General features: G+C 70.0%; 14 protein-coding genes. 9 read left to right on the top strand and 5 right to left on the bottom strand.

Annotated elements, in window-relative coordinates:
- The first annotated feature begins 32 nt into the window (after positions 1–32).
- The 3 genes from ACFWGJ_RS19420 to ACFWGJ_RS19410 are packed head-to-tail and all read left to right on the top strand — an operon-like array spanning position 33 to position 3,086.
- The gene (locus ACFWGJ_RS19420; RefSeq protein WP_387325889.1) at positions 33–1,379 is read left to right on the top strand and encodes an ABC transporter substrate-binding protein; all 1,347 of its coding nucleotides are present in this window, start codon (positions 33–35) and stop codon (positions 1,377–1,379) included.
- On the top strand, positions 1,369–2,262 hold the full coding sequence (locus ACFWGJ_RS19415; RefSeq protein WP_387325886.1) for a carbohydrate ABC transporter permease: 894 nt from the start codon (positions 1,369–1,371) through the stop codon (positions 2,260–2,262). Before ACFWGJ_RS19420 ends, ACFWGJ_RS19415 begins: the two co-directional genes overlap by 11 nt.
- Positions 2,259–3,086, top strand: a complete 828-nt coding sequence (locus ACFWGJ_RS19410; protein ID WP_387325883.1) for a carbohydrate ABC transporter permease — start codon at positions 2,259–2,261, stop codon at positions 3,084–3,086. Before ACFWGJ_RS19415 ends, ACFWGJ_RS19410 begins: the two co-directional genes overlap by 4 nt.
- Positions 3,087–3,176: 90 nt before the next feature.
- On the opposite strand, the gene ACFWGJ_RS19405 is transcribed toward ACFWGJ_RS19410, so the two are convergent.
- Both ACFWGJ_RS19405 and ACFWGJ_RS19400 read right to left on the bottom strand, forming a co-directional pair.
- Positions 3,177–3,389, bottom strand: a complete 213-nt coding sequence (locus tag ACFWGJ_RS19405; RefSeq protein ID WP_387325880.1) for a hypothetical protein — start codon at positions 3,387–3,389, stop codon at positions 3,177–3,179.
- A gap of 118 nt (positions 3,390–3,507) precedes the next feature.
- On the bottom strand, positions 3,508–4,674 hold the full coding sequence (locus tag ACFWGJ_RS19400) for an ROK family protein (RefSeq protein ID WP_387325877.1): 1,167 nt from the start codon (positions 4,672–4,674) through the stop codon (positions 3,508–3,510).
- A 173-nt stretch (positions 4,675–4,847) separates the two neighbouring features.
- On the opposite strand from ACFWGJ_RS19400, the gene ACFWGJ_RS19395 reads away from it, so the two are divergent.
- The 4 genes from ACFWGJ_RS19395 (at position 4,848) to ACFWGJ_RS19380 (ending at position 9,388) form a co-directional block, all read left to right on the top strand.
- A complete protein-coding gene (locus tag ACFWGJ_RS19395; protein WP_387325875.1) occupies positions 4,848–5,813 on the top strand; it encodes a carbohydrate ABC transporter permease in 966 nt (321 codons plus the stop codon).
- A 17-nt stretch (positions 5,814–5,830) separates the two neighbouring features.
- The gene (locus ACFWGJ_RS19390; RefSeq protein ID WP_387325873.1) at positions 5,831–6,751 is read left to right on the top strand and encodes a carbohydrate ABC transporter permease; all 921 of its coding nucleotides are present in this window, start codon (positions 5,831–5,833) and stop codon (positions 6,749–6,751) included.
- Between the two features lie 16 nt (positions 6,752–6,767).
- On the top strand, positions 6,768–8,111 hold the full coding sequence (locus ACFWGJ_RS19385) for an ABC transporter substrate-binding protein (protein WP_387325920.1): 1,344 nt from the start codon (positions 6,768–6,770) through the stop codon (positions 8,109–8,111).
- Positions 8,112–8,185: 74 nt separating this feature from the next.
- Complete coding sequence (locus ACFWGJ_RS19380) at positions 8,186–9,388, top strand: Gfo/Idh/MocA family protein (protein WP_387325871.1); 1,203 nt, start codon at positions 8,186–8,188, stop codon at positions 9,386–9,388.
- A gap of 48 nt (positions 9,389–9,436) precedes the next feature.
- On the opposite strand, the gene ACFWGJ_RS19375 is transcribed toward ACFWGJ_RS19380, so the two are convergent.
- Positions 9,437–10,132 (bottom strand): L,D-transpeptidase family protein, encoded by a 696-nt coding sequence (locus ACFWGJ_RS19375; protein WP_387325868.1) that lies wholly within the window; start codon positions 10,130–10,132, stop codon positions 9,437–9,439.
- A gap of 254 nt (positions 10,133–10,386) precedes the next feature.
- Here ACFWGJ_RS19375 and ACFWGJ_RS19370 point away from each other — a divergent pair, with 254 nt between their 5' ends.
- Both ACFWGJ_RS19370 and ACFWGJ_RS19365 read left to right on the top strand, forming a co-directional pair.
- Entirely contained in the window at positions 10,387–11,787 is a 1,401-nt protein-coding gene (locus ACFWGJ_RS19370; RefSeq protein ID WP_387325866.1) for a pyridoxal phosphate-dependent decarboxylase family protein, read from the top strand.
- A 103-nt stretch (positions 11,788–11,890) separates the two neighbouring features.
- Positions 11,891–12,835: an SGNH/GDSL hydrolase family protein gene (locus ACFWGJ_RS19365; RefSeq protein WP_381833249.1), complete on the top strand. Its 945-nt coding sequence runs from the start codon at positions 11,891–11,893 to the stop codon at positions 12,833–12,835.
- 17 nt (positions 12,836–12,852) lie between these two features.
- On the opposite strand, the gene ACFWGJ_RS19360 is transcribed toward ACFWGJ_RS19365, so the two are convergent.
- Together ACFWGJ_RS19360 and ACFWGJ_RS19355 are read right to left on the bottom strand one after the other, a co-directional pair.
- Positions 12,853–13,533 carry a TetR/AcrR family transcriptional regulator gene (locus tag ACFWGJ_RS19360; RefSeq protein ID WP_387325863.1) on the bottom strand — a complete coding sequence of 227 codons (681 nt, stop codon included), beginning with the start codon at positions 13,531–13,533 and terminating at the stop codon, positions 12,853–12,855.
- Complete coding sequence (locus tag ACFWGJ_RS19355) at positions 13,500–15,515, bottom strand: CocE/NonD family hydrolase (protein ID WP_387325861.1); 2,016 nt, start codon at positions 15,513–15,515, stop codon at positions 13,500–13,502. The genes ACFWGJ_RS19360 and ACFWGJ_RS19355 overlap by 34 nt, the downstream gene beginning before the upstream one ends.
- Positions 15,516–15,611 lie beyond the last annotated feature (96 nt).

Below are 15,611 nucleotides of genomic sequence, written 5' to 3'. Positions count from 1 at the left end.
GATCCGACCGACGAGGCCACGCAAGGAGGCCGATGATGGACAGCACACACCGGGTGCGCCGCCGCATCGCCGCGACGGTCTGCGCCGTCGCCCTCGTGCTGCCGCTCGCGGCGTGCGACGCGCTCACCCCGGGCAGCGCGACGGCGGTGCCGGGTCCCACCAGCGTGCCGTCGTCGACCGCCGTGCCGGAGGGGGACGTCACGCTGCATCTGCAGTTCGCCGACGCCCCGTTGATGGTGGACGCGCTGATCGCCGCGTTCGAGAAGGACCACCCGGACATCGATGTGGAGCCGCAGTACAAGACGTTCTCGGACTACGTGCAGAACCTGAAGCTGACCATGACCTCCGACACCGCTCCCGACATCGCGCAGTACGCGGTCGGGATGACGGACCTCGCGGCGGACGGCCACATCCTCGATCTGGCGCCCTACCGGGAGGCGTACGGCTGGGACAAGGCCATCCCCCCGGTCAGCCTCGACCAGCTGACGGCGGGGCAGACGAGTGAGGCGACCGGCGGGCGTGCCCTGTTCGGGGTCCCGGCCGGACTGTCCATGACCGGCATCTACTACAACAAGGAACTCGCCGCGAAGGCCGGGATGGACGCTCCTCCCAAGACGCTGGAGGAGTTCGAGAAGCAGCTCGCCGCCGCCAAGGAAGCGGACCTGACCCCGCTCGGGGTCGGTGCGCTCGACTCCGGCGGACTGCATCTGTGGGCCGCCCTGCTCAACCAGCTGATGCCCACGGACGAGTACTGGGACTGGGTCAACGGCAAGAAGGGCGCCACGATGGAGAACCCGGCGGCGGTCGAGGCCAGCGAACTCGTGATCGACTGGGGCCGCAAGGGGTACTACAACGAGTCCGCGAACGGCACCGCGCAGGTCGACTCGACCGCCCAGTTCGCCAAGGGCGACAGCGTCTTCCTGATCAACGGCAACTGGGCGGCCGGGCAGCTCGCCACCGTCATGGGGGACAACGTCGGGTTCTTCCCGATGCCCGGCGTACAGGCCGGCTCCCCCACGGTGGCCTCGGGGTTCAGCGTGTCGTACGCCGTGTCGGCCAAGACCCAACACCCCCAGGCGGCGGGCGCGTTCCTCGACTTCCTGACCTCCCCCGAGGCCGGCCAGATCATCAGCGACAACGGCTTCATGCCGCCCAACCCCGACGCCGTGAAGAAGCCGACGGGTGTGCTCGCGGACATCGCGGAGGGACACCGGCGGGCCGTCGCCGACGACGGCATCACGACGTTCCCCGACTTCGCCGCGCCCGCGATGCTCGACCGGCTGCGCTCCGGCGTCCAGAAGCTCATCGCGGACCGCGTGACACCCGCGGACTACCTCGACTCTCTGCAGGACGAGTGGGAGGACCATCATGGGGAGTAGGCCGCCCGTCCGCAGCCGGGAGGCACGCAGGCGGTGGCGCGGGTACGTGTACGTGCTGCCCGCGTTCGCCTTCTACGTCGCCTTCGCGGTGCTGCCCGCCCTGCACACCGCGTATCTGTCGCTGTTCGACTGGGACGGGGTCACGCTCGGCGAATGGGTCGGGCTCGGCAACTACACGGAGATCTTCCAGGACCCGATCCTGCGCCGCACGGTGCTCAACGCCCTGGTGCTGGTGGTGTTCTTCTCCTTCGTGCCGATCGTGCTCGGACTGCTGTCGGCGGGCCTGCTGGCCCGGTACCGGCGGCCGGGCATGGGCGCGTACCGCTTCCTGTTCATGCTGCCGCAGGTCGTGCCGCTCGTCGCGGTCGGTGTGACCTGGCGGTGGCTGTACGGGGACGACGGGGTGGTCAACCAGGCGCTGCGCGCGGTGGGTCTGGACAGTGTGGCGCGGGCGTGGCTGGGCGACTTCGACTTCGCGCTGATCGCCGTGGGGCTCGTCGGCACCTGGGTGCTGAGCGGGCTGTGCATGATGCTCTTCCTCAGCGGTGTGCAGAAGGTGGACCCCAGCCTGTACGAGGCGGCCCGGATCGACGGGGCGGGCCCGGTCCGGGAGTTCGTGTCCGTGACGCTGCCGCATCTGCGCGGTGAACTCGCGGTGGCCATGACCGTGACGACGGTGGCCGCGCTGGCCAGCTTCGACATCGTGTACGTGACGACGAACGGCGGTCCCGGCGAGCAGACGACGGTTCCCGGTCTCCTCGTGTACCGGCTGGCGTTCTCCGAGGGCAAGGTGGGGCTCGCCGCCGCCCTGGCCGTCGTGCTGGGCGTCCTGATACTCGCGATCGTCTACCTCATCAACCGACTGTCGAGGGATCGGACATGAACACCGTCGCGCGCTCGGAACGCTGGTCCGGCTATGCGCTGCTGAGCGTCATGGCGATCGTCGTCGTGATTCCGTTCCTCAGTGTCTTCCTCGCCTCGCTCCAGCCCGCGGGCACGCCGGTGGTGGGGCTGACCTGGCCGGAGCGGTGGAGCTGGGACAACTACGAGACGGCGTGGTCGGTGGCCGGGTTCTCCGACCTGATCCGGCACAGCCTGATCATCGCGGTCGGTGTCGTGCCGGCCTGTCTGGTCCTGTCCGCGCTGGCCGGCTACGCGCTGGGCACGATGAAGCTCCCCGGGGGCAACGCGATGGCGGCGTTCTTCATCGCGGGTCTCACGATCCCGGTCGAACTGATCGTGGTGCCGCTCTACTTCGATCTGCGCAACCTCGGGCTGACCAACTCGTACCTGGGCGTGATCCTGGTGGAGATCGCGCTGTTCATGCCGTTCAGCGTGTTCTGGATGCGTACGCACTTCCTGTCGACGCCCATGTCACTGGTGGAGGCGGCCCGGATGGACGGCGCCTCGTCGGCGACGATCCTGGTACGGATCCTGCTGCCGCTGGCCCGGCCGTCCCTGATGACGCTCGGGCTGCTGGTCTTCATGTGGTCGTGGAACCAGTTCCTGCTGGTGCTGGTCCTCATCCAGGACACCACGAAGCACACGGCGCCCGCGGGTCTCGGGTTCTTCGTCGGGCAGAACAGCACGGACATCCCCACCCTGGCGGCGGGGACGATCATCGTGATGCTGCCGATCCTGATCCTCTTCGTCGCCTTCCAGCGCAGCTTCATCGCGGGACTGCTGCAGGGGGCGATGAAGGGCTGAGCGAGCGACGAGGGCCGGGCGGTGAAGGGGCGAGGGGTGCAGCGGTGTTGACGGGACGCGGAGGCGGACCGATCAGCCGGGCCGGCTGTGTCAGGCCGCCTGCGTGGAGTCCGCGTGCGTGTCGGGCCGGGGGGCTGCCGCCGCCCATTCCAGGACCAGTCGTTGGTAGTCCCGCCGCTGTTCACCGCTCAGCGTTCCGCCGGCCCGGAGCCACAGGGCCCGGATCTCTTCGTTGACCTCGGCGGCTGATCTTTGCGTGGCTCCCGGCGCACGACGGTGAGTGGTGGACATAGCGTGAATCATACGGGGCTGTGCGTGAAGACCATGTGAGTGGAGACTGTGATCCTTACCGCCTTTCGATGGCTGTGACAAGCACCACGGCGTCAATTCCCCGTATCGCACGGCCGTGCCGGTCGGACCGTCAGACGGAGCCGGAGCCCAGGACCAGCGTCTGGATGGCCAGTACGGCGCCGCCGCGCGCCCAGTCGTGGAAGTCGGACACCTTGGTCTCCAGGTTGACCGGGTCGGCCTGCGGATGGCGGTTGGCCAGGACCGCCTGCTCGACCACCGGACCGGCCACGTCGACCAGGCCCACTCCCTCGCCGGCGAGGAGGATCTTCTCGGGCATGGCGAAGTTGGCGATCTGCGCGACGAGGGTGCCCAGGGCGCGCGCCGCCTCGTCGACGACCCGGGCGGCCATGGGTTCGCCCTCGGCGGCCAGCGCGAGGACCTCGTCGTACGAGACGTCACGGCCGGTGGCGGCCCGGACCTGGTAGCGGATGCTCGGGATGGTGAGCAGGGAGATGGCGCTGCCGCGCTCGCCCTCGGGGGTGAGCGGGCCGTTCGGGTGCACCATCCAGAAGCGGCCGACCCCGCGTCCGTCCTCGGCGGTCACCACCCGCTTGCCGCCGCTGACCAGGCCGTAGCCGAGGCCCGCGCCGATGGTGAGGACCGCGAACCGGTCGAGGCCGCGGCCCGCCCCGAACCAGCTCTCGGCCTCGACGAGGGCGTTCACGTCGTTCTCGACGACCACGGGCAGCCCGGTGCGCTCCTGGAGGAGCCGCGCGAGCGGGACGTCGCGCCAGCCGAGGAAGGCGGACTCGTCGACGACGGAGCGGTCCGAGGCGCGCCCGCCCAGTCCGATGCCGATCCCGGCGAGGCCGGGGAACTGCCGGGCGAACTCCTTGGTGGCCGCCTGCAGCACCTCCACCACATGCTGCGGATCGTGGCCGGTCAGGGGCAGGTCGTGGCGGGCGACGATGTCGCTCCTGAGGGTCGTGACGACCCCGTAGACCATGTCCTCGGTGATCTTGAAGCCGATGAAGGTGCGGGACTCGGCGACGATGTCGAGGGGCTGGGAGGGCCGGCCCTGGCGCACCTCGGCGTCCGGGAGCGCGTTGCTCTCGGGGACCTCGACCAGCAGGCCCGACTCGATGAGCGGTTTGGTGAGCCGGGTCAGGCTGCCCGCGGACAGGTCGAGACGGCGGGCGATGTCACTGCGCGACAGAGGCCCGTGGGTCAGGACCTCGATCGCCACGGAGCGTTCGCCGGGGCTGAGCGGCAGCCAGCTGGCGGCGCGTGCGGTCATGTCCGACCCCCTCGTCGTTTCTTTCGGTGCAGAAGTAATGATGCCACCCCAGGCCGCGTAAGCCCATCGAAGCCTGGGAGAAAAAGTTATGCGCAGACCTCTTGACGGCTGGATTCTTTCGGCCCAAAAGTAAGTGGGGCCCGAGGACGAGCCGCAGACGAGGGAGTCTCCCGATGACCGTCGCCTCAAGCAGCCCACCGTCGCGTCTGTCACCGCGCGACGTCGAGGGGACAGCTCCGAAGCCGAGGAGCGGCAGGAAGCGAGCACGTGACGGTGGCGGCGACGGGGCGCTGGCGGCGCTGTTCATCGCACCGGCCATGCTCGGTTTCCTGGTCTTCCTGTTCTGGCCGACCCTGCGCGGCATCTATCTGAGCTTCACCCGCTTCAATCTTTTGACACCGGCCGAGTGGGTCGGCCTCGACAACTACCGGCGCATGGTCAACGATCCCATCTTCTGGGACTCGCTGAAGGTCACCGTCGAGTACGTGTTCATCAACATCGGGGTCCAGACGGTCTCCGCGCTGGCCATCGCCGTCCTGCTGCAGCGCCTCACCCAGTCCGCGGTGCTGCGCGGGGTCGTGCTCACCCCGTATCTGATGTCGAACGTCGTGGCCGGCATCGTCTGGCTGTGGATGCTCGACACCCAGCTCGGCATCGGCAACGAGATCATCGCGGGCCTCGGCTTCGACCGCGTCCCGTTCCTGGCGGACGAGACCTGGGCGATCCCGACGATCGCGCTGATCAACGTCTGGCGGCACGTCGGCTACACCGCGCTGCTGCTCTTCGCCGGCCTGCAGGCCATCCCGAACGACATGTACGAGGCCGCGAAGGTGGACGGCGCGAGCGAGTGGCGGATGTTCTGGCGCATCACCATGCCGCTGCTGCGGCCGGTGCTGGCGGTGGTGCTGATCATGACCGTGATCGGCTCGTTCCAGGTCTTCGACACGGTGGCGGTGACGACGAACGGCGGTCCCGCGAACGCCACCAACGTCCTCCAGTTCTACATCTACGGCTCGGCGTTCGGCCGCTTCCAGTTCGGCTACGCCTCGGCGATGTCCGTGGCGCTCCTGGCCGTGCTCAGCGCGATCACCATCCTCCAGTACCGGCTCACCCGGGCCGGCCAGACCGACCTCGGCTGACGAAGGGAGCGACCGACATGACCGCCGTGACGGCAACGACGACGAAGGTACGGCCACAGCGCCGAAGGCTCTCGCCAGGGAAGGTCCTGGCCTGGGCGGTGATGGCCGCGATGGTCCTCATCACCCTGCTGCCGTTCTACTGGATCCTGCGCACCGCGCTGTCCTCGAACACGGCCCTGGCGGCCCACCCCGGTGATGTGCTGCCCGTGGACCCGACGACCGGGGGTTTCGAACGGGCTCTGGGCCTGCAGTCCACCGAGGAGGCCATCGCCCAGGGCGGCTCGGGCGGCGGGCTGAAGTTCTGGCGCTATCTGCTCAACTCGGTGGTCGTGTCCACCCTGATCACCGTCTGCCAGATCCTCTTCTCCGCCATGGCCGCGTACGCCTTCGCCCGGCTGCGGTGGCGCGGCCGGGACAAGGTGTTCGGGCTGTTCCTGGCCGGGCTGATGGTGCCCACCATCTTCACGTTGCTGCCGAACTTCGTCCTCATCAAGCAACTCGGCCTGGTGGACAGCCTGCTGGGCATCTCGCTGCCGACGATGTTCATGACCCCGTTCGCGGTGTTCTTCATGCGCCAGTTCTTCATGAACGTGCCCCGGGAGGTGGAGGAGGCGGCGCTGCTCGACGGGGCCGGGAAGATCCGGATCTTCTTCCGCGTCATGCTGCCGATGGCGTCCTCGCCCGTCCTGACCCTGGGCGTGCTGACGTACATCACCTCCTGGAACGACTACTTCTGGCCGCTGATGGTGTCCTACAGCGACAGTTCGCGCGTGCTCACCGTGGCCCTGGCCATCTTCCGGGCACAGACACCGCAGACCGGTTACGACTGGTCCGGTCTGATGGCGGCGACGCTCATCGCCGCCCTCCCGATGCTCGTGCTCTTCGGCTTCTTCGCGCGCCGCATCGTCAGCACCATCAGCTTCACCGGCATCAAGTAAGGGGACGGGCATGGAGATGCGTACGCGTACGGCCGTGGCACTGACCGGGGCGCTCGCGCTGTCCCTGGTGACGGGCTGCGCACAGGGCGGAGCCGCCGGGGCAGGCTCGGACACGGTGACGTACTGGCTGTGGGACGCCAACCAGCTGCCCGCCTACCAGGCCTGCGCCAAGGACTTCGAGAAGCAGAACCCGGGCCTGGACGTGAAGATCACTCAGATGGGCTGGGCCGACTACTGGACCAAGCTGACCGCGAGCTTCATCGCGGGCACCGAGCCCGACGTGTTCACCGACCACATCCAGAAGTTCGGGCAGTTCGCCGATCTGAACGTCCTCGAACCGCTGGACGACCTGGGCATCGACGAGTCCGCCTACCAGCCGGGGCTCGCCGCCAACTGGACCGGCCAGGACGGTCACCGCTACGGCGCCCCGAAGGACTGGGACACCGTCGCCCTCTTCTACAACAAGAAGCTGACCGAGAAGGCCGGGCTGGCCGCACAGGAGATGGGCGACCTGTCCTGGAACCCCGAGGACGGCGGCACCTTCGAGAAGGCCATCGCGCGTCTGACCGTCGACAGGAACGGCAAGCGCGGCGACGAGGAGGGCTTCGACAAGAACCACGTGAAGGTGTACGGACTCGCCACCGGCGGCGCCGGCGACAGCGACGGGCAGACCACCTGGAGCCCGTTCGCCGCCTCGGCGGGCTGGAAGTACACGGACAAGGCGCGCTGGGGCACCGCGTACCAGTACGACAGCAAGACCTTCCAGAAGGTGGTCGACTGGTACTTCGGCCTCGCGAGGAAGGGGTACCTCGCCCCGTTCACGGACTACACCGACGGCGCCAACCCGGCCAACGCGCAGGTCGCCTCCGGCAGGGCGGCGACCGCGTTCGACGGCGCCTGGATGATCTCCACGTACTACGGCACCAAGGGGCTCGACGTCGGGACGGCCGTCACCCCGGCCGGTCCGACCGGCAAACGGGCCACCATGATGAACGGCCTCGCCGACTCCATCACCAAGAACGCCCCCAACAAGGCCGGCGCGAAGAAGTGGGTGCGCTACCTCGCCTCCGACGAGTGCCAGCGGACCGTCGGCGGCTACGGCATCGTCTTCCCCGCGACCCCGGGCGGTACCGAGGCGGCCGTCGCCGCGTACCGGAAGAAGGACATCGACGTGTCCGCGTTCACCGGGCCCGTCGCGGACAAGAAGGACTTCACCACCTTCTCCTTCCCCGTCACCGACTACGCGGCGGACGTGTACGCCCTGATGCGTCCCGCGATGCAGGACGTCTTCGCCAACAACGCCCCGGTGAAGGGCCTGACCAAGACCAACGACCAGATCAACTTCATCCTCGGCCAGTGACTCGCACAGAGACACGAGCGCCTGTTCAGACAGCACCCCGGACAGTGACCCGGACAGTGAAAGGCACACACTCCATGACGTTCTCCCTCGGCATCGTCGGCGCCGGCCAGTTCTCCGGCCAGTTCGCGAAGCTGTTCCTCGCCCACCCGGGTGTCGGCGACGTGTACGTCACCGACCTGCTGCCGGAGCGCGCCGAGCAACTGGCCGCCGCCGAAGGACTGGCGGGCACCTTCCCCTCGTACCAGGCGATGCTGGAGTCGGAGGCGGTGGACGCCGTCGCGATCTTCACCCAGCGCTGGACCCACGGCCCGCTGGTGATCCAGGGCCTGAACGCGGGCAAGCACGTCTACTCCGCGGTGCCGATGGCGATCACCCAGGAGGAGATCGCCTCGATCATCGACACGGTACGGGCCACCGGGCTCACCTACATGATGGGTGAGACCAGCCAGTACAACCCGGCGACCGTCCACGCCCGCAACCAGATCGCGGACGGCTCCTTCGGCCGGCTCTTCTACGCCGAGGGCGACTACGTGCACGACATGGACCTCGGGTTCTACGAGGCCTACCAGTACAGCGGCGGCGAGAACTGGAAGGCGACCGCCAGCTATCCCCCGCTGCTCTACCCCACGCACTCGGTGGGCGGGGTCCTCGGGGCGTGGCAGACGCACGCGGTGAGCGTGTCCGCGATCGGGGTCAGGGACGACCGCGGGGACGGGGTCTTCGACGAGGAGATCAGCCAGTTCGGCAACGACTTCTCCAACGCCACCGCGCTGTTCGAGGTCGCGGGCGGCGGCTCGTTCCGTACCAACGAGTTCCGGCGGGTGGGCTATCCCTCGCACATCCGGGAGTCGCGTTTCCGGTTCTTCGGGACGGACGCCAGCATGGAGCAGCTCGCCACGGTGGCCTTCTGGCAGGACAAGAAGGGGGTCAAGGACATCAGTGAACTCCTGGAGCCCAAGCCCACGATGTCCCCCGACGACCCCTCCCTGCAGCACATCGCGCCGGAGCTGCGGGCCGCCTTCACCTCCGGGTCGGCTCCGGTGCACGACCGGTCACGGCTGCCGAGGGAGTTCGACAACCTGCACAACGGCCACGAGGGCAGCCACCACTTCCTGGTGGACGACTTCGTGACCGCCGTCAACACCCGCACCCTGCCGTCCGTGAACGCCTGGGTGGCCGCCCGCTACACCCTGCCGGGCATCATCGCGCACGAGTCGGCACGGCAGGGCGGGGCCCGCCTTGAGATCCCGGACTTCGGGGACGCGCCCGAGGCGTGACGTCACCGTACGGTCCGGCCGTTCCCGGGAACGGCCGGACCGGGCAGGTCAGGTGCCCGGCTTGCGGCCGTACACATAGACGTCGTCGTTCTTCTTCAGGAGCGACCAGTACTTCTTGGCGGTCGCCGTCGTCATGTTGACGCAGCCGTGCGAGCCGGGCGGGTTCCACATGCTCACGCCGACCGAGTGGAAGGCCTGGCCGCCGTCGAAGAACTGGCTGTAGGGCATGGGCACGTCGTAGATGGACGAGACGTGGTCGATGTGCCGCCAGTAGATCTTCTTCAGGCCGGTACGGGTCTCGTAGCCGTTGCGGCCCGTGCGCACCGGCACCGGTCCGTACACGAGTTTCTTGCCGTCCTGGATCCAGCTGAGCTGGAGCGTCAGGTTCACACAGGCGATCCGGCCTTTGTTGACCGGGCATTTGCCTTCTTTGTTCGGGTTCGTCCCGACGGCCTTCTGCTTGTTCATCAGGTCCATCACGCCCCAGGTGACGGAGCCGGCGTAGCCGATGTTCGGGGTGATGCCGTGCTTGGTCTGGAAGGCCTTGATCGCCTTGCAGTCGGTGGTGGACTGCTTGCCGTCGACCGGCCGGCCGAGGAACTTCTCCACCTGCTTCTGGTACGGGCCGCTCGACGTGGTGCAACTGGCCGCCTGCGCGGGCACCGCGCCCAGTGCGACGGTCAGCGGCACCACCATCCCGGTGATCCCCAGTGCGACGGCTGCCCGTCTGCGAATGTCCCCCATGGCCAGGCCTTTCCTCTTCGGTTCCGCTTCGGTTCTGCTTCGATCCGGTCGATCTCTGCCAGCTAGACACGCGCCGGGGGAGATCGGTTGTGGTGGCCGGCCCGCTGGAACGAAACGGTGACATGATCTTGAACCGGGTCATTCGGTACGGGAGCGGCTCCGGGACTGCGGGGCGGGACCGGTTCCCCGGGATCAGGCCAGTTCCCCGCGATTGGCCCCTGCTCCCCCCTCGGCTGCCCGCCTACGCTGCCGCCATGCATCCCGCACTCGCCGACGATCTCTCCCGGCTCCCCGAACTCCTCCAGTCCGCCCGTGACTTCGCCGCCCGCGAGGTGTCGGAGATCGAGGCACGGCCCGTGGTCCAGTGGGACAAGGCGCCGGATCCGCGGCCCCTCCCGGCCGAGGGCGCGGGTGCGGAGGGCGCCCTCGCACGGTTCGCCGCAGCGTGGGCTCCCGGCTTCGCCGCCACCGCGGGCCCCCGCTATCTCGGCTTCGTCACCGGTGGCGCGACACCGGCCGCGGTCACCGGGGACTGGCTGACCGGCGCCTACGACCAGAACGCCGCCGGCGGAGACGGTTCCTCGGCGGCGGCTCTGGAACGGGAGACGCTGGCCTGGCTGCGGGAGCTGTTCGGGCTCGGCGAGGCACACGACGGCGCCTTCGTGACGGGCGCGACCATGTCGAACACCGTCGGTCTCGCCCTGGCGCGCGAGTGGCTGGGCGACCGCCAGGGGATCCGCGTCTCCGAGGCGGGCGCCGCCGCGCTCGGCCCGGTCGACGTGCTCTCCGGCAGCCCGCACTCCAGCATCCCCAAGGCCCTGTCCGTCCTGGGCATCGGCCGCGACCGGCTGCGTACGCTGCCGGTGCTGCCCGGCGGCCGGGAGGCGGTCGACGTGGCACGGCTGGCCGAGGCGCTCGAAGCGCTGGACGGGCGTCCGGCCGTGGTGGTGGCCAACGCGGGCACGGTGAACACGGTCGACTTCGACGACCTGCGGGCGATCGCGGCGCTCAAGGAGCGGTACGAGTTCTGGCTGCACGTGGACGCCGCCTTCGGCGGGTTCGCCTCGCTGTCCCCCGAGCACGCGCACCTGACCGACGGCATCGACGCCGCCGACTCGGTCTGCGTCGATCTGCACAAGTGGCTCAACGTCCCCTACGACGCGGCCGTGCAGTTCACCCGCCACCGGGAACTGCAGGTACGGGTCTTCCACAACGCCTCGCCCTACCTCGGACTGCCCACCGGGGAGCCCGACTTCGTCCATCTCACGCCGGAGAACTCACGTCGGCTGCGCGCGCTTCCGGCCTGGTTCTCGCTCACCGCGTACGGCCGCGAGGGGCATCGCGAGATCGTCGAGCGGAACGTGGCCGAGGCCCGGCGGCTCGGCGAGGGGATCGCGCGCGTACCGGGCCTGCGCCTGCTCGCGCCGGTCCGGCTGAACGTCGTCTGCTTCACCCTCGCCGGGTCCCCCACCCAGGAGCGGGTGCACGCGCTGGGCCGGGCGGTCGCCGAGTCCGGGGAGGCGTTCCTGACACCGACCTTCCTGGAAGGGACCCATGCGCTGCGGGCCGCGTTCAGCAACTGGCGGACGTCCGGGGCCGACACGGACCGGGTGCTCGCGGCGGTGACGCGGGCGGCCGGGGAAGCGGCGGCCTGAACAGCCGGGTCCCGGCAGGTGCCGCACGCCTCAGCTCTTCCGCCGTGCGGCCCGCTGTGCTTGTCTGGGGGCCGTTTTCGGTGGCCGGGGCGGGAGTTGCCGTATGAGCAGGCCGTGGATCGGTGGGGTGCTGGCGGGATTACTGCTGCTCACCGCGTGCGGGGATCCCTCGTCGGGGCCCGGGACCGCGTCCACGCCCTCGTCCCCGAGAACGGCCTCGACCACGCATCAACGCCCGGCCGCCACACCCGGGGCGGGCGCCGGAGCCGACACCGCGGCGGCCGGCACCGAAGGAGCCACCGAGCGCCCCACCGTCCTGTATCTCGGCGACTCCCTCGCCATGGAGAACCAGAAGGTCCTCGGCGGGCTCCTGCGGGACGAGGCCAGGGCGCGCTACACCAGCGCCCCCTACTCCGGCACCACGCTGTGCGACTACCTGGAGGGCAGCGGCGAGGATTCCCTGGTCCCGCCGAAGGACAAGGCCGCCGCCCTGGTGCGCCGGCTGCGGCCGGACTTCGTGGTGCTCCAGTTCTGGGGCAACGCCTGGGGCTACACGCCCTGCATGGACGGCATCACGTACGACAAGCAGCGGGACAAGTACTTCGCGCGCTACACCGACGACGCCGGACGGCTGACGGACCAGATCGCACAGGCCGCGAGCGGGGTGAGGATCGTCTGGGTGCTGCAGGGCCCCGACCCGATCACTCCCGACCGGGTCCGGCGGGTCAACGCGGTCTACGAGCGGCAGGCGCGGGCCTCCGGCGATCTGCTCGCGGACGCCGGAAAGGCGGTGAGCGCCGCCGCGGCCCGCTACACCTGGACCCAGTACCTGCCGTGCACCGCGTACGAGCGTGAGCACGGCGCGTACTGCACGCAGCCCGCCAGTCGCCGCACCGCCCTGCACCGCGACGACGACTACCTGCACTTCTGCCTGGCGCCCACGACGTCGACGCCCAAGCCCTGCCCGGTCCGCTCCCCCGGCATCCTGCGCGTCACCCGGGCGATCAGCCGGGCGATCGGCCGGGCCGTGGCCGCGCCGGCGGACTGAGGAGCAAGGCACCGCACTCAGCGTCCGCCGGTCCCCAGCTCCGTCTCCACCAGCCGGTACATGTGCCGGCGCGCGTCCTCCGTGCTCAGCGGCGGCGCCTGCCGCAGCCGCTGCAGGGCCAGGCCGTCGGAGAGCGCGGCGAAGCGGACGGTGAACCCGGCGGGGTCCGCGCAGACGAACTCGCCCTCGGCGACGCCCCGTTCGACCAGTGCGCGGATCTGCCCGTGCCAGTCCTCGTACCGTTTGGCCTGCCCGCCCGCGAAGGCCTGTTCGGGGTCCTGGTCGCGGTCGCCGGCGCTCCAGTAGTCGAACCACATCCGCCAGTGCCGGTCGGTGTCCTCGGTGAACAGCGCGTCGATCAGCAGCCGCAGCGCCTCGGCGCCGCCGGACGCCTCCTCGGCGGCCTCGTTCAGTGCCGCGTAGTAGCGCTCGATGTTCAGCACCATGGCCTCGGAGAGGATCTCCTGGACCGAGCCGAAGTGGTAGGTGACCGTGCCCACCGACACCCCGGCCGCGGCGGCGACGTCCCGCACGCCCACGGACGCGTAGCCGCGCTCGGCGATGAGCGGGACGGCCGCCTCCACGATGAGCCGGCGGCGGACCTCGGTGGGCTGGCGTGTGCGGTCGGCCGCGGCGACCGCACGGCGGGGCGTCCTCGCGGCCTTCACGCGGACGTCCTCGGGGTGGTGCGGTGCCATGCGCGCTTGACCACTGTCTCTCCGTCCGCCCGTGCTTCCATCCGGCTGTCCATGATGAACTCCGTGGCCGTGGCCCGCAGCTCCGTACGCGTGATGATCTCAGCGTCCCAGTCGTCGCCGCGCCGCAACCGGATGGCCCACTCGGAGACCGCTCGCGCGGACAGGGGGTCGTCGGAGCGGATCCGGTACGTCTCGCGGGCGCTCTCCTCGTACCGCAGCCCGTCGGGGTAGACCCGTGAGCCGCCGTAGTTGGGGTCGACCTCCAGCGTCCACTCCCCCTCGGCGACGTCGTGCGTGACCAGCCGCTCCGGCCCCGGATCGGCGGCCCGCTCGTGCGCGACGGCGAGCGGCACGGCCTGTTCGGGCTCCTCGAAACGGATGGGCGCATTGCCCTCGTCGCAGGCGGGGTCCCGCACGGGCAGGAGTACGGCGCTCTCGGCGGGCAGCACGGTCAGTTCGCCGCGCTCGCCGTGCGGCCACACCCAGGGCCAGTACGCGTCGGAGACGGCGATCCTGATGCGGTGTCCCGGCGGAAAGGCATAGCCCACGCCATTGAGCTCGAACTCCACCGTCTCGTACGTCCCCGGGGTCCACTCCACGGCCCTCTCGCGCCCGTGCCTGCTGAGCAGGTTGAGGACACCGCGGGTGACGAGCGTGGACGAGCCGTCGGGGGCCACGTCGCAGATGCGGGCGATGACGTGGGCGCGGGGTGTCGCGCTGTCGAGGCGGAGCCGGACGCGCGGGCGGCCGAGGATCTCCACCCGTTCGTCCAGCGGCTCGGAGTCGAAGCACACCGAACGGCCGTCCTCCTCCCGCTGGTCGGGCGGCAGGTCGCTCGCGTTGCCGAACGGGAAGAACCGGCCGGCGTCGAGCCCGGTGTGCCGGGGCGAGCGCACGAGGACGGGGGCGGCTCCCCGGCCGAGGGACCGCTCGTCCCAACTGACATTCGGGGAGGGCCAGTTGTGCTCACCGACCCACCTGCCCGGCATCACGTCGTACGAAGTGGCGGGCGGGACCGGGTCGTTGAGCCAGGCGCGCAGCAGCGGCTCGCGCATGATGCCGGTGTCCTCGTCCTTCAGGTGCTGGTCCCACCAGCGCAGGGTCTCCTGGAGGAAACCGATCGCGGGGCCGGGCGGCAGGCCCCGGTCGGGGTATTGGTGCGACCAGGGCCCGACGAGTCCGCGTACACGGTCCTCGGGCAGATGCTCCACGAGCCGCAGCACGGTGTCCCGGTACGGGTCGTTCCAGCCGCCGACGGCGAGGACCGCGGCGTCGATCGCCGTGTAGTCCTCGCAGACGCTGCCGTGCCGCCAGTAGTCGTCGCGCTGCTGGTGGGCCAGCCAGGTGTGCAGGAAGGGTTCGAGGGCTTCGAGGCGCTCGCGCCACATCGGCAGCCAGCGGTCCGCGCCCACGCTGGCCGGGTCCGGCGGGCGGGAGGCGAACGCGAGCATCGTGCCCGCCCAGGCGAGCATGTCCACGCCGAGGACGGCGCCGCCCATGTAGTGCACGTCGTTGTCGTAGCGGTCGTCCGTCGAGCAGACGGTGACGATCGCCTTCAGCGGTTCGGGGGCGAGGGCGGCGATCTGGAGGGCGTTGAAGCCGCCCCAGGAGATGCCGAACATGCCGACCTTGCCGGTGCACCAGGGCTGCTCGGCCAGCCAGTTGACGACGTCCACGCCGTCCGCGAGTTCCTGGGCGTCGTACTCGTCGCCGGGGGTGCCCTCGCTGTCGCCGTGGCCGCGGATGTCCACGCGGACGGAGGCGTAGCCGTGGCCCGCGTACCAGGGGTGGCGTTGGGCGTCCCTGGGGGCGGTCCAGTCTGTCTTGCGGTAGGGGAGGTATTCGAGGAGGGCGGGGACAGGGGTCGTGTCTGCGTCCGTGGGGCGCCAGATGCGGGCGTGGAGGTGGGTGTGCGGGTCGCGGGTGGGGATCCAGACGTCCTCGACGGTGACCTGCCGGTCGAAGTGCTCGCGGTAGTGCAACGTGGCTCCTTGTTCGGGGGGGTGGGGGTTGAGCTGGGGGGTTCTCGCCCCCGCCGCCCCTACCCGTTCCCGTCAACGACTCGGGGGCCAGCCCCC

The organism is Streptomyces sp. NPDC060205, assembly GCF_042728395.1.
GTDB lineage: Bacteria > Actinomycetota > Actinomycetes > Streptomycetales > Streptomycetaceae > Streptomyces.
This window is presented reverse-complemented; position numbering and strand designations above follow the sequence as displayed.